Annotated in this window: 10 protein-coding genes, 4 tRNA genes and 1 other RNA gene; 6 read left to right on the top strand and 9 right to left on the bottom strand. The window is 72.9% G+C overall.

Annotation, left to right across the window (positions count from 1 at the left end):
• Positions 1-193: 193 nt before the first annotated feature.
• A tRNA-Ser gene (locus DEJ50_RS15705) sits at positions 194-278 on the bottom strand.
• A gap of 107 nt (positions 279-385) precedes the next feature.
• Between DEJ50_RS15705 and ffs the strand changes: the two genes are divergently transcribed.
• The 6 genes from ffs (at position 386) to DEJ50_RS15675 (ending at position 9,087) form a co-directional block, all read left to right on the top strand.
• Positions 386-484, top strand: an RNA gene (ffs, locus tag DEJ50_RS15700) — signal recognition particle sRNA small type.
• 53 nt (positions 485-537) lie between these two features.
• Entirely contained in the window at positions 538-2,814 is a 2,277-nt protein-coding gene (locus tag DEJ50_RS15695; RefSeq protein WP_150208622.1) for a DNA polymerase III subunit gamma and tau, read from the top strand.
• Positions 2,815-2,875: 61 nt separating this feature from the next.
• Positions 2,876-4,129 (top strand): phosphoribosylamine--glycine ligase, encoded by a 1,254-nt coding sequence (gene purD, locus DEJ50_RS15690; protein WP_150208621.1) that lies wholly within the window; start codon positions 2,876-2,878, stop codon positions 4,127-4,129.
• A gap of 360 nt (positions 4,130-4,489) precedes the next feature.
• A complete protein-coding gene (locus DEJ50_RS15685; RefSeq protein WP_150212160.1) occupies positions 4,490-6,223 on the top strand; it encodes a hypothetical protein in 1,734 nt (577 codons plus the stop codon).
• A gap of 293 nt (positions 6,224-6,516) precedes the next feature.
• Complete coding sequence (locus DEJ50_RS15680) at positions 6,517-8,055, top strand: N,N-dimethylformamidase beta subunit family domain-containing protein (RefSeq protein ID WP_150208620.1); 1,539 nt, start codon at positions 6,517-6,519, stop codon at positions 8,053-8,055.
• Positions 8,056-8,160: 105 nt separating this feature from the next.
• A complete protein-coding gene (locus DEJ50_RS15675) occupies positions 8,161-9,087 on the top strand; it encodes a phosphoribosylaminoimidazolesuccinocarboxamide synthase (RefSeq protein WP_150208619.1) in 927 nt (308 codons plus the stop codon).
• A gap of 46 nt (positions 9,088-9,133) precedes the next feature.
• Here DEJ50_RS15675 and DEJ50_RS15670 read toward each other — a convergent pair.
• The 8 genes from DEJ50_RS15670 to DEJ50_RS15635 form a co-directional block, all read right to left on the bottom strand.
• A tRNA-Gly gene (locus DEJ50_RS15670) sits at positions 9,134-9,206 on the bottom strand.
• A 22-nt stretch (positions 9,207-9,228) separates the two neighbouring features.
• Positions 9,229-9,840: a response regulator transcription factor gene (locus DEJ50_RS15665; RefSeq protein WP_150212159.1), complete on the bottom strand. Its 612-nt coding sequence runs from the start codon at positions 9,838-9,840 to the stop codon at positions 9,229-9,231.
• Positions 9,841-9,848: 8 nt separating this feature from the next.
• A complete protein-coding gene (locus DEJ50_RS15660; RefSeq protein WP_150208618.1) occupies positions 9,849-11,156 on the bottom strand; it encodes a sensor histidine kinase in 1,308 nt (435 codons plus the stop codon).
• A gap of 19 nt (positions 11,157-11,175) precedes the next feature.
• The gene (locus tag DEJ50_RS15655; protein WP_150208617.1) at positions 11,176-11,958 is read right to left on the bottom strand and encodes an ABC transporter permease; all 783 of its coding nucleotides are present in this window, start codon (positions 11,956-11,958) and stop codon (positions 11,176-11,178) included.
• Positions 11,955-12,932, bottom strand: a complete 978-nt coding sequence (locus DEJ50_RS15650; RefSeq protein WP_150208616.1) for an ABC transporter ATP-binding protein — start codon at positions 12,930-12,932, stop codon at positions 11,955-11,957. Before DEJ50_RS15650 ends, DEJ50_RS15655 begins: the two co-directional genes overlap by 4 nt.
• Before the next feature lie 127 nt (positions 12,933-13,059).
• A tRNA-Gly gene (locus DEJ50_RS15645) sits at positions 13,060-13,132 on the bottom strand.
• Positions 13,133-13,200: 68 nt separating this feature from the next.
• Positions 13,201-13,272, bottom strand: a tRNA-Gly gene (locus tag DEJ50_RS15640).
• Between the two features lie 88 nt (positions 13,273-13,360).
• Positions 13,361-13,678: a histone-like nucleoid-structuring protein Lsr2 gene (locus DEJ50_RS15635; RefSeq protein ID WP_150208615.1), complete on the bottom strand. Its 318-nt coding sequence runs from the start codon at positions 13,676-13,678 to the stop codon at positions 13,361-13,363.
• Positions 13,679-13,776: the final 98 nt, after the last annotated feature.

The raw sequence follows: 13,776 nt of genomic DNA, 5'->3' as shown, positions 1-13,776 counted from the left end.
CCGTGGTCGCGGGTGCGGAACGGAAGGGGTTCCTCCCGGGGTCTCGGCACGTGGAGGGCGGCGTCGGCCACCGATGCGCCGAAAAGTCTGGATTGAGGCGATGTAAACGCAACCGGAAATGCAACCACGGCACACCGAAGAGCCGGACCGCAATCAACGGTCCGGCTCTTCGTTTCGCCTGTTCAGGCGGCTGCGGAGGATACGAGATTCGAACTCGTGAGGGGTTGCCCCCAACACGCTTTCCAAGCGTGCGCCCTAGGCCACTAGGCGAATCCTCCGCCGCAAACAATACAAGACGTTGAGGGGTGCTCGCGAACGTGATCGTCGGGCGGGGAGCTCGAAGGGGTGCGGGTCGATTCCCGGGGCGTACATCCGCTAGGGTGGGGGCAGCCCCTCACGTGGCGCTATCTCACCCAACTCCCCCAGGGCCGGAAGGCAGCAAGGGTAAGTGGGCTCTGGCGGGTGCGTGGGGGGCGCTTGCGTTTCCGGGTGGGCGGTGGCCGCCCGTTGTCGGCGGGCCCGGATAACCTCGTAAGCGTGTCGTCCCTTGCGCTGTACCGCCGCTATCGCCCCGAGTCGTTCGCCGAGGTCATCGGGCAGGAGCATGTCACTGCCCCGCTGATGCAGGCCCTGCGGAACAACCGGGTCAATCACGCGTACCTGTTCAGCGGGCCGCGCGGCTGTGGAAAGACGACCAGCGCGCGCATCCTCGCCCGGTGCCTGAACTGTGAGCAAGGTCCCACCCCGACTCCCTGCGGGGAGTGCCAGTCCTGCCGTGACCTGGCCAGGAACGGCCCGGGCTCGATCGATGTCATCGAGATCGACGCCGCCTCGCACGGTGGCGTGGACGACGCCCGCGACCTGCGGGAAAAGGCGTTCTTCGGGCCGGCGAGCAGCCGGTACAAGATCTACATCATCGACGAGGCCCACATGGTCACCTCGGCGGGCTTCAACGCCCTGCTGAAGGTGGTCGAGGAGCCGCCGGAGCACCTCAAGTTCATCTTCGCGACCACGGAGCCGGAGAAGGTCATCGGGACCATCCGGTCCCGGACGCACCATTACCCCTTCCGGCTGGTCCCGCCCGGGACGCTCCGGGAGTACCTCGGCGAGGTCTGCGGGCGCGAGGGCATTCCCGTCGAGGACGGGGTGCTGCCGCTCGTGGTGCGGGCCGGTGCGGGGTCGGTGCGTGACTCGATGTCCGTCATGGACCAGCTGCTGGCCGGTGCCGGCGAAGCCGGTGTGACATACGCCATGGCGACCGCGCTCCTCGGATATACGGACGGCTCGCTGCTGGACTCGGTGGTGGACGCGTTCGCGGCCGGGGACGGCGCCGCGGCCTTCGAGGTGGTCGACCGGGTCGTCGAGGGCGGGAACGACCCCCGGCGGTTCGTCGCCGACCTGCTGGAGCGGCTGCGGGACCTGGTGATCCTGGCGGCCGTCCCGGACGCGGGGGAGAAGGGCCTGATCGACGCGCCCGCGGATGTGGTCGAGCGGATGCAGGCGCAGGCCTCGGTGTTCGGCGCGGCCGAACTGTCGCGGGCGGCCGATCTGGTCAACACCGGGCTGACCGAGATGCGCGGGGCGACCTCGCCCCGGCTGCAGCTGGAGCTGATCTGTGCGCGGGTGCTGCTGCCCGCGGCCTTCGACGACGAGCGGTCCTTCCAGGCCCGGCTCGACCGGCTGGAGCGCGGCGGCATGGCGATGGCAGTACCGCCGGCCGGCGCACCGGCGATGGGGTACGTGCCCGGGCCCGAGGCGCATGCGATGGCGCCGGTCGCGCCGGTCGCGCCGGCGCAGCAGGTGGCTCCGGGCGGTGGGCCGGCGGCTGCCCGCGCGGCGGTACGTCCGCAGCCAGCGGGGGCAGTTCCGGCGGCAGGGGCCGCCGGGGCCTCCGGGCCTGCCGCCGGAGTTCCCGGACCCGCGGAGGGCGTGCAGCCCGCTGCTGCTGCCGCTGCCGCGCCCGTTCAGGCCGAATCCGCTCCGGCCGCCGCGCCCGGGGCCTGGCCCGGAGCCGCGGTGCCGGGGGCCGGTGCCCCCGCTCAGCCGGCCGCCCCCGCAGCCCCGGCCGCCCCCGCGGCACCTGCCGCCCCGGCGCCCGGCGCATGGCCCGGAGCGGCGCAGCCCGGGGCCTGGCCTGGGGCCGCCCAGCCCGGCTCCGGTGCTCCGGCCGCCGCCGCGCCCGCCCCTCAGCAGGCCGCCGCCGCCCCCGCACCGGCCCCGGCTCCCGCACCCGCCGCGGCGGCACCCGGCATGGCCGCCGGTGCCGGGCAGGTCCAGGCGATGTGGCCGAGCATCCTGGAGGCCGTCAAGAACCGCCGCCGGTTCACCTGGATCCTGCTCAGCCAGAACGCCCAGGTCAGCGGCTTCGACGGGACCACCCTGCAGCTGGGCTTCCCCAACCCGGGGGCCCGGGACAACTTCTCCAGCAGCGGCAGCGAGGACGTCCTCAAGGCGGTACTGGCCGAGCAGTTCCAGGTGCACTGGAAGATCGAGGCCGTACTCGGCGGCGGCGCGCCCGCCCCGGCCGCCGGGGGGTACACCGCCCCGGCCGCGCCCGCCTACACCCCGCCGCCCGTCCAGGCCCAGCCCCCGGCTCCGGCCCCCGCCCCGGCGCCTTCACCCGCGTACACCCCGGCCCCCGCCGCAGCCCCGCCGCGGCCGGAGCCGGCCCCGGCGGCACCCGCTCCGGTCGCGCCCGAGGACGACGTACCGGAAGCGGACGACCCGGATCTCGTCGAGAGCGCGCTCACCGGTCACGACCTGATCGTGCGCGAGCTCGGGGCCACCGTGGTGGAGGAATATACGAACGAGTAGCGGCCCCGGATTGGGGTGGCCGCACGAAGGGCACACCGGCGCGCGGGCTAGGCTGCATCCCGTGAAGGTCCTCGTCATCGGCGGCGGCGCCCGCGAACACGCCCTGTGCCGCTCTCTGTCCCTCGACCCCGACGTCACCGCGCTCTACTGCGCCCCCGGTAATGCGGGGATCGCGGACGTGGCCGAGCTGCGGGAGGTGGACGCCCTCGACGGCGACGCCGTGGCCCGGCTGGCCGGTGAGCTCGGCGCCGATCTGGTCGTCGTCGGCCCGGAGGCCCCGCTGGTCGCCGGGGTTGCCGACGCCGTCCGCGCGGCCGGCATCCCCGTCTTCGGCCCGTCCGGCGAGGCCGCGCAGCTGGAGGGCTCCAAGGCCTTCGCCAAGGGTGTGATGGCCGCGGCCGGCGTGCCGACCGCCCGCAGCTACGTCTGCACCACCGCCGAGGAGATCGACGCCGCCCTCGACGCCTTCGGCCCCCCGTACGTGGTCAAGGACGACGGCCTGGCAGCCGGCAAGGGCGTCGTCGTCACCGAGGACCTCACCGCCGCCCGCGAGCACGCGCTGGCCTGCGACCGCGTGGTCATCGAGGAGTACCTGGACGGCCCCGAGGTCTCGCTGTTCGCCATCACCGACGGCGTCACCGTGCTCCCGCTGCAGCCCGCCCAGGACTTCAAGCGCGCCCTCGACGGCGACGAAGGCCCCAACACGGGCGGCATGGGCGCCTACTCCCCGCTGCCCTGGGCCGACCCCAAGCTGGTCGAGGAGGTGATGGCCACCGTTCTGCAGCCGACCGTCGACGAGCTGCGCCACCGCGGCACCCCCTTCTCCGGCCTGCTCTACGCCGGCCTCGCGATCACCTCCCGCGGAGTCCGGGTGATCGAGTTCAACGCGCGCTTCGGCGACCCGGAGACCCAGGTGGTGCTGGCCCGGCTGCGCACCCCGCTGGGCAGCGTCCTGCTGAACGCCGCCAACGGCACCCTGGACGCCGAGCCGCCGCTGAACTGGCGCGAGGACGCGGCCGTCACCGTGGTCGTCGCCTCCCACAACTACCCGGGCACCCCGCGCACCGGAGACCCGATCGAGGGCCTGGACGAGGTCGCCGCCCAGGACGGCCCGGCGGCGTACGTCCTGCACGCCGGCACCCGCCAGGAGGGTGGCAGCGTCGTCAGTGCGGGCGGCCGGGTCCTCTCCGTCACCGCGACCGGTTCCGATCTGGCGGAGGCCCGGGAGAGGGCGTATAAGGCGGTCGGGCGGATCCGGCTGGCCGGTTCCCAGCACCGTACGGACATCGCGGCCAAGGCGGCCGAAGGGCGCTGAGCCGCCCGACCGGCCCCCGTCGGCACGGTCTCGTACGGCGGCCCGCCGGTTGAAACGGAGTCCTGCGACGCGGGCCCGGTGCGCACCAGCTGCGCCCGGGCCCGCGCGTGCGATTGCATCCGGCCGCCTTCGAACGCAGCCAGCTTTACCCAAAGCCATTCCATCGGGTGATCGATGTGCCCTTCGCCTGACGGCCGCCCACACCCCAACTAGGGTGCGGCGCAAGCAATCCGGAGCTTGTTCCGGCACTTGGCCCACCGACATTGCGATGTCAGTGGCGAGTGTCACAGTGGGGGAGTGAGCAAAGCCGCCACAGGGCAGAGGGGGTGAGGTCCGGCCGTGTCCGGAACCGGTTCGACCATGGATTCGACCATGGAGGTGGGTGCGCTGTCCGCGCGCCACCGGGCCCTTGCCGTGCTGCGGGTACGCAGCAGGGCTCTGGCCGTCGCGCTGCTGCCCGCCGCCCTCGCGGTGGTGCTGGTGGCCGCCCGGATGACGGGGCGGCTGGCCGGGGACCCCTGGCCCGTCGTGACCCTCGCCGTGTGCGCCGTCGCCGTGCTGGTGCTGCTGACCGGCGGGATCTTCGCCGCCGTGGTGCTGCGGGCCAGTCCGGCCGTGACGCCCACCGTGCCGCTGTCGGAGGCCGCCGCCCCCGATCTCTACCGGATGGTGCGCGATCTGGCCGAGCGGCTGGAGGTGCCGGCGCCGTCCGCGATAGCGCTGACCCCCGACTGCGACAGCTGGCTCGAGGACCGCACGCATCCGGCACACCGGCGGCGCGGGATATCCCCCGATGTCAACGACCCCGCCGCGGCTGCCCCGGTGCTGGTCATCGGCTCCCCCTTCCTGTGGTGGATGCGAGTGGCCGAGCTGCGCGCCGTACTGGCCCCGGTCGTCGCCGGTACGGGCCCTTCGGCGCAGCCGGACATAGCCGAGGCCCGACGCTTCGTACGCGGGCTGGATGCCGCCGTGGACGTGGGCAACCGGCGCGGGCTCGGCTGGATCGCCCGCCCCGCCAGGCTGCTGCTGCGGCTGTGCCGGGCGGATGCCACGGAGATGGAGCGCGGGGTGGCCGCAGCCGCCTCGGAGCGGGCCCAGAGCGTGGACTACGGCCTGCGGATCGTCGCCCAGGAACAGGTCGGCCTCGCCTATGCGGGCTGGGACCGGCTGCTGACCCGGGTGGCGCTGCCGGCCTGGCGGATGGGCCGCTGGCCGGCCCACCTGGACGCGGGTGTGGTCTCGGCGCTGACCGAGCTGTCCCGCCGCGACCGGCTGGCCGACGGGTTCACCTCCCGGCTGGGCGAGCGCCCGGCCTGTGACCTGCTGGAACGGCCCGGTGTGATCGACGAGGCGGCCTCGCTGCTGGCGGCCCGCCTGTTCCACGGCGGTCCCTCGGAGTCCGGCCCGGACTGGTCCCCGGTGGACTGGTCGGCTTATCCGGAGGAGGTCGTCGACCGTAAATGGCGGACCGAGGCGGCCCGGCTCCATGCCGCCCTGGATGCGCTGGCGGTGCCCTCCGGGGTGCCGGCCCGTACCGGCGATCCCGGTGTCCCGGCCCGTGCCGGACGCACCGCCGACACCGGCCCGGGAACCGGAACCGCGTCGGGACCCGCATCCGGACCCGTATCCGGTGCCGGGACCGGGACCCTGGCCGGGGTGCCCGACGTACTGGCCGGGCCCACCCTGGAGCGGGTGATCGGGTACCTCGCCGACGAGGACGGCTCGGCCGGGGAAGCCCTGGCCGGCCGACTCAGCGGGGACGTGGCGCGGGAGGAGCGTTCGGCCGGCGCCGAGGCGGCGAAGGCGCGCGGTGCGGATGCCGTGCCGCTGTTCCCGCTCCAGCCCCCGCGGACCGGCCGGGACCTGCTGGCCGACCATGTCACGGCGATGGTCTGCTGTGCCGCCGTGGACTCCGCCGGGGCGGGCCCCGGCCTGGACTGGCTCGACGGTCCGGTGCTGCTGGTCGGCGGTGAGCGCCGCTCCGACCTGGCTCCGCGGGTGCTGTCCCTGGTCGAGGACGGGGACCCGGAGCCGCTGCGGGACTGGCTCGCCGAGCTCGGCGTCCGCCCGGAGAAGCCGGTCCGGCTGGTCTGACCCGCCGGGCCGGCCTCACCCGGCCCGGCCTGGCCCCACCGGGCCCCGGCCCGGCCTCACCCGGCCCGGCCCACCCTCACCCCGCCCGACCCCGCCGCTGCCCCCACTACGGACCGCACCCCGCCGTCCCGGGCGGACCGATAAGCGGAGAGTTTGGATCCGCTCACGTCAATTCACGACGAACGGTGACGGAGTGCGTGCGTTATGTGATGTGCTGGGTGTCGGGACCGGTCGCGGACGAACCGCGCCACACCGAGTCAGAGATGTCCGGGGGAGCGAGGGAGGGGAGCGGAATGGCTGCGGACCAGATCCGGCGATGGGAATCGGGCGCGCTCGCACACGCGGTGAGCGACCCCTTCGGCCAGGGACCCCTCCCATGGTTCCGCGGCAGCGAGCTGTACTTCGGCGACACCGGCCAGGTGGTCCCCTGGTACGTCGACCCGGCCGCGACCGGCTCGGCGGGCTCGGCGGGCTCGGCCGGATCGAGCGGCCCGGCCGGCTCCACCGCAGCGGGCCGGATCCCGACGCCCCGTGAGCGCACCAACGGCCCCCGGACCGCCGACGACGTACACCGCCAGATCAAGGGCTTCGCCTCCACCGGGGCCGTCACCCCCGGCGAGGCCATCGACTTCCACATCACCGTGGACCCGCCCCAGCAGTTCTCGGTCGACATCTACCGGATCGGGCACTACGGCGGCGACGGCGCCTCCAAGATCCACTCCAGCCCGCGCCTCTCCGGGATCGTCCAGCCCGCCCCGCTCACCGCCGACCGCACGGTCTCCTGCCACCACTGGTGGCTGTCCTGGCGGCTCCAGGTCCCCGCTTACTGGAACGTCGGCGCCTATGTCGCCGTCCTCACCACCGCCGACGGCTACCGTTCCCACATCCCCTTCACGGTCAGGGACGACCACCCCGCCGATCTGCTGCTCCTGCTCCCGGACATCACCTGGCAGGCCTACAACCTCTACCCCGAGGACGGCCGTACCGGCGCCAGCCTGTACCACGCCTGGGACGAGGACGGCCGGCTGCTCGGGGAGGAGGACGCGGCCACCACCGTCTCCTTCGACCGCCCGTATGCCGGAGCCGGCCTGCCCCTCCACGTGGGCCACGCCTACGACTTCATCCGCTGGGCCGAGCGCTACGGCTACGACCTCGCCTACGCCGACACCCGCGACCTGCACGCCGGCCGCATCGACCCGGCCCGCTACCGGGGCCTGGTCTTCCCCGGCCACGACGAGTACTGGTCCGTGCCCATGCGCCGCACCGCCGAACGCGCCCGCGACCACGGCACCTCGCTGGTGTTCCTCTCCGCCAACACCATGTACTGGCAGGTCGAACTCAGCCCCTCCCCCTCCGGGGTGCCCGACCGGCTCCTCACCTGCCGAAAACGCCGCGGCCCCGGCCGCACCGCCCTGTGGCGCGAGGTGGACCGCCCCGAGCAGCAGCTGCTCGGCATCCAGTACGCCGGCCGCGTCCCCGAACCCGCCCCGCTGATCGTCCGCAACGCCGGCCACTGGCTGTGGGAATCCACCGGAGCGGTGGAGAACGACGAGCTCGACGGCCTGGTCGCGGGCGAGGCCGACCGCTACTTCCCCCGCACCCAGCTCCCCGAGCACCAGGACCGGATCCTGCTCGCCCACTCCCCGTACGAGGACGGCGACGGCCACCGCCGCCACCAGGAGACCTCCCTCTACCGCGCGCCCAGCGGCGCCCTGGTCTTCGCCTCCGGCACTTTTGCCTGGTCACCGGCGCTCGACCGGCCCGGCCATGTCGACGAGCGGGTCCAGCGGGCCACGGCCAATCTCCTCGACCGGATCTGTAAGCGCGACTGACGCGCACCGAAGCCGCCGGCGCCACGCGACCGACCCCCGAGGCCGAGCAGTCTCCCCCGGTGCGCGAGAATCGGTGTGCTTCATACAGAACCACAGGGAGGCACCGTGTCCGGATTCGTCGAAAAGCCCGAGCCGGTTCAGGTTCCGGGCCTCGTCCACCTCCACACCGGCAAGGTCCGCGACCTCTACCGGGACGAGGAGGGCCGGCTCATCATGGTCGCCAGCGACCGGATGTCCGCCTACGACTGGGTGCTGCCCACCGAGATCCCGGACAAGGGCCGCGTCCTCACCCAGCTCTCCCTCTGGTGGTTCGGCCAGCTCGCGGACCTCGTCCCGAACCACGTCATCGGCACCGACCTGCCGGCCGGCGCCCCCGCCGACTGGGCCGGCCGCACCCTGGTCTGCAAGAACCTCGACATGGTCCCGGTCGAGTGCGTGGCCCGCGGCTACCTGACCGGCTCCGGCCTCACCGAGTACCGCAAGACCCGCACGGTCTGCGGACTCGCCCTCCCCGAGGGCCTGGTGGACGGCTCCGAGCTGCCCGCTCCGATCTTCACCCCGGCCACCAAGGCCGAGGTCGGCGAGCACGACGAGAACGTCTCCTACGAGGAGGTCGCTCGCCAGGTCGGCCCCGAGACGGCTGCCCTGCTGCGCCAGACCACCCTCGCCGTCTACGGCCGGGCCCGGGACATCGCCCGCGAGCGCGGGATCATCCTCGCGGACACCAAGTTCGAGTTCGGCTTCGACGAGACCGGCACCCTGGTCGCCGCCGACGAGGTGCTGACCCCCGACTCCTCCCGCTTCTGGCCGGCCGACCTGTGGCAGCCCGGCCGCTCCCAGCCCTCGTACGACAAGCAGTTCGTGCGGGATTGGCTGAGCTCGCCCGCCTCCGGCTGGGACCGCACCGCCGAACTGCCGCCGCCCGCCCTGCCCGCCGAGATCGTCGAGCAGACCCGGGCCAAGTACATCGAGGCGTACGAGCGGCTCACCGGCCAGCACTGGACCCACAGCGGACCGGCGAACGGCTCCTGAGACACGAAGAAGGCCCCGGTCGATTGACCGGGGCCTTCTTGATCTGAGCGGACGACGAGATTCGAACTCGCGACCCTCACCTTGGCAAGGTGATGCTCTACCAACTGAGCCACGTCCGCATGCGCCGTAGCGCGAGAACCACTATACCCAACCTCGCTCGCGTGCGAGACGCACTGCCGCATGACGGTTCTCCGCACCCAGCTTCGCAGCCGCCGCCGAGAGGTAGTTCCGGACCGTCCCCTGGGACAGCGCCGCCCGCTCGGCGATCTCCGCGATCGGCGCCCCGTCCGCCGCGAGTTCCAGCACCTCGGCCTCTCGGGCGGTCAGCGGGGAGTCCCCGGCGCTGATCGCATCCGCCGCCAACTCCGGGTCCACATACCGCCCTCCGCCGTACACGGTCCGGATGATCTCGGCCAGTTTCTGGGCCGAAACGGTCTTCGGGGCAAAGGCCCGCACCCCCGCGGACAGGGCCCGCTTCAGATGCCCGGGGCGGCCGTGACTGGTCACGATCATGGTCTTGCAGTCCGGGAGTTCGGCCCGCAGGGCTGTGGCGACACTCACACCGTCCGCCCCCGGCATCTGGAGATCCAGCACCGCCACATCCGGCCGGTGCGCCCGGGCCATCGCCAGCGCTTCCGGCCCCGAGGCGGCCTCCGCGACGACCAGCAGGTCGTCCTCCAGCGCCAGCAGCGCGGCGACCGCACCCCGGATCAGATGCTCGTCGTCGGCCAGCAGCACCCGTACGCGGGTCACGCTCACGCTCACGCCCGCACCACCCCCTGTTCAGGAAACTCCGCCATGTCCACCCGCAGCCGGTCGCCCGGAATGCCCGCCCGCAACCGGAACCGGCCCCCCGCGACCGTCCCGGCCTCCAGCGTGCCACCCAGCGCGGCCAGCCGTTCCCGCAGCCCGGCCAGGCCCGATCCGTCCCGGCCCGCGGGCCCGGCCGGCACCCCGTCGTTCTCGATGACCAGGGCCAGGCCCAAGCCCAAGCCCAAGCCCTTGCCCCCGTCCTCGGCCGTGCCCTCGCCCTCGTCCTCCGGCGCCAGCCGGATCACACAGCTCCGCGCGTCCCCGTGCCGCAGCACATTGGTGGTGCCCTCCCGGACCACCCAGCCCAGCGCCGACTGCACCGGAGCCGGCAGCTCGCGCCGGTCCCGCAGCTCCACCCGGCAGTCGATGCCGGCCGCCCGCAGCACCCCGCGCGCCCCGTCCAGTTCCACCGCGAGGTCCGCCTCCCGGTAGCCGCGCACCACGTCCCGCACCTCGCGCTGCGATTCCTGCGCGATCCGCTGCACCTCGACCATCTGGTCCACCGCCTCCGGCCGGCCGCGCCGCGCCAGCTGCACCGCCAGTTCGCTCTTCAGCGCGATCACCGCCAGGTTCCGGCCCATCACGTCGTGCATGTCCCGGCCGAACCGCAGCCGCTCCTCGGCCACCGCCAGCCGTGCCCCCAGCTCCCGCGAACGGTCCAGCTCCCATACGGTCTTCACCAGCCAGGCGGAGAACCCGCAGGTGAACGTGATCAGGGCGCAGCCGAACAGCAGGCCCACCATGTACCCGACGGAATCGGCGAAGGGCACCCCCACCGCCAACCCGCCCAGCCCGGTGACCACCGCCGCGGCCGGTGCGAGGTAGACCATCCGCCGCATCCGGCGCAGGCACAGGGTCAGTGAGCCGAGCCCGAAGACGACCACCCCCGTCACCAGGGTGGGCGCCGGGTCGGCGGGGCTGCCGTCCCCTTGCTGCCGCGCGTGCAGGAAGAGGAAGTACAGCGTGGCCGCACCGCTCACCAGGGCCAGGGCCAGGGCCGGCCGGACCGGCCGCTCCGCCCGGTCCAGCAGCCAGTCCAGTGCCCGGGAGGAGACCACCGCGCTCAGCACGGCGTGCGCCAGGACGAACGCCGCGGCGACCAGGTCCGCCGCGACGGGCTGCCTGCTGCCGGCCAGGGAGCCCAGCCCGATCGCCGTGACCTCCACCAGCGCGAAGCTGTGGAAGGACCACCGCGTGTACAGCTCCACCTTGGCCGCACTGCCAAGGCCGCTCCACCACCCGGTCAGCTTTGACACGGCCCGTCCCCCGATCGATCTAGCGGCGAGGTTCCCACCGGAACCACCGCTGCACAGCAAACACGGCGATCACGATCCAGGCCAGCGTGACCACGGCCGCGGTGGTCAGATCACCGGCGCCGCCGGCTTCCCCGGTGCCCAGCCAGCCGGCCCGCACCATGGTCATCACCCCGGTGAGCGGCAGCAGTTCACATGCCGAGGCGAGCTTGTCGGGCAGCGTCTCCAGCGGCACGAAGAGCCCGGAACCCACGGAGGTGAGCAGGAACAGCGGCAGCGTGGTCAGCCCCGCGCTCTCCACATTGCGGGTGAAGGCACTGGTCACCGCGGACAGGCCGGCCAGCAGCACGATGCCCGCGAGCACGGCGGCCACCAGCAGCAGCGGGTTCTGCGGGGTCCGCACGTCCAGGGCAGCCGCCCCGGCCACCGTGAGCACCACCACCTGGAGGAGGGCCAGCGCCGCCGCCGGCAGCGCGCTGCCGGCCAGGATCTCCAGGTCGTTCGCCTCGCCGGTGCGCAGCCGCTTCAGCACCAGCTCCTCGCGCCGGGCCACGTACGCCGAGACCAGGTTCATGTAGACGACGAGCACCAGCACCATCCCGATGCCGCCGGTCAGCGTCGCCTCTCCGACCGCCGCCGCGCCGCCGTCGAGCTCGAACTCGCCCAGTGAGGACCGCAGGACGAACACCATCGCCAGCGGCATCATCAGGGCCACGGACAGTGCGGCCCGATTCCGGATCAGCAGGGTGAGCTCGGACCGGCCGAGTGCGAAGAGCCGGCCGGCGTTCAGGGTCAGAGCGTTCATCGGGTCCCCGCCATGGTGTCGTCGTGGTCGGTACGGGTGTCGCTGCCGGCGGCCTCGGGGACGGCCCGGCGGCTCCGGGCCAGCTCCAGGAAGGCCTCCTCCAGCGAGGCGGACCTGGCGTCCAGCCCGGCCAGCTCCACCCCCTCCTGCTGGGCCCAGCGCAGTAGTTCGGTCAGCGAGGCCTGCAGCCGGCCGGTCCGGATTTCCACCTGCTGCCCTTCGGCAGCGGCGTGCAGCGACAGCGGCAGCAGGGCGGGGCGGATCCCCTCCGGCAGGGTGAACCTGATCCGGGCCGGCCGGGTGGCGGCCACCTCGGACGGGCTGCCGGACAGCACCAGTTCCCCCTCGTGCAGGATCGCCAGCCGGTCGGCCAGCTCCTCCGCCTCCTCCAGGTAGTGCGTGGTCAGCAGCACCGTGGTGCCCTGGTCCCGCAGCTGCCGGACCAACTCCCAGGTGGCCCGGCGGCCTTCCGGGTCCATGCCGGTGGTCGGCTCGTCGAGGAACAGCACCTCCGGCCGCCCCAGCAGGGCCAGCGCCAGGTCCAGCCGCCGCCGCTCGCCGCCGGAGAGCTGCTTCACCCGGACCGAGGCGCGGCCGGTGAGGCCGACCAGCTCCAGCACCTCGGTGCCGGGCCGGGCCCCGCTGGTCACACCGGCCCACATCCGTACCGTCTCGGTGACCGACAGGTCGGAGGGGAACCCGCCCTCCTGGAGCATCACCCCGGTCCGCGGCCGGACCCTGGCCCGTTCCCGGTGCGGGTCCATGCCGAAGACCCGGACCCGGCCGCCGGTCGGCGCCGCCAGTCCTTCCAGCAGTTCCACGGTGGAGGTCTTGCCCGCGCCGTTGGTGCCGAGCAGGGCGAAGACCTCGCCCCGGGCCACGGAGAAGGAGATGCCGCGAACGGCTTCGAAGCCCCCGGAGTAGCCGCGGCGCAGCTCCTCGACTTCGATCACGGGCTGGTCGGTGTTGGTCATGGATCCAGAATCGAGCCGGATCCGGAGCCGGAGCAGTGCGTGCTGTCACGATCGCCGATGACAAATGTCATGCATGATCCGGGAAACGCAGAAGGCCCCAGTCGCAATGACTGGGGCCTTCTCTCTGAGCGGACGACGAGATTCGAACTCGCGACCCTCACCTTGGCAAGGTGATGCTCTACCAACTGAGCCACGTCCGCATGTACCGCACCGGCGGTGCGAGCACCACTCTACCTGATCCACCGGAGTGGTTGGCAAAGCGTTGCAGAGCGGGTGACAGGAATCGCACACTGCGCCTTCCCCCTGGAAGGGGGATGTTCTGCTACTGAACTACACCCGCACGACCTTCGGGGTTGTGACCTGCGGCCTCGCCCCTCGGCGTGATCCACACACTAGCGGATCAGGTGGGGTGGTTGGCAAATCGGCGGTCAGTGGGCTTCGTTGTAGGCCTCGTAGATCCTCTTGGGGATCCGGCCGCGCGGGGGCACGTCGAGCTGGTTGGAGCGGGCCCAGGCCCGCACCACCGCCGGGTCCGGTGCGAGCGAGGTGTGCTTGTAGGTCTTCCCGGACCGCGCCTGCCGGCGTCCGGCGGCCACGTAAGGGGCGAGGCTCTTACGCAGTTTCTTTGCGTTGGCGAGATTGAGGTCGATCTCGTACGACTTACCGTCCAGGCCGAACGCGACCGTTTCCGCCGCTTCTCCGCCATCGATGTCGTCGGAGATCGTGACTACTACGCGCTGCGCCACGGATATCGGTCCCTTCGCGCGACTCCCCCGCCCGCTGACGTGCGGCGATGTCGACTGTGTGGATGTTTCGTAACAATACTGCTTTCCGGGGCAATCCC

Source organism: Streptomyces venezuelae (genome assembly GCF_008642295.1).
GTDB lineage: Bacteria > Actinomycetota > Actinomycetes > Streptomycetales > Streptomycetaceae > Streptomyces > Streptomyces venezuelae_C.
Note: the sequence above shows the minus strand (reverse complement) of the source record. Positions and strands in the feature narration are given on the sequence as shown.

Bases quoted from the DNA above. Each gene is read 5' to 3' on its own strand.
- DEJ50_RS15685 (WP_150212160.1), top strand. From the start codon at position 4,490: ATGGATTCGACCATGGAGGTGGGTGCGCTGTCCGCGCGCCACCGGGCC.
- DEJ50_RS15680 (WP_150208620.1), top strand. From the start codon at position 6,517: ATGGCTGCGGACCAGATCCGGCGATGGGAATCGGGCGCGCTCGCACAC.
- DEJ50_RS15655 (WP_150208617.1), bottom strand. From the start codon at position 11,958: ATGAACGCTCTGACCCTGAACGCCGGCCGGCTCTTCGCACTCGGCCGG.
- DEJ50_RS15650 (WP_150208616.1), bottom strand. From the start codon at position 12,932: ATGACCAACACCGACCAGCCCGTGATCGAAGTCGAGGAGCTGCGCCGC.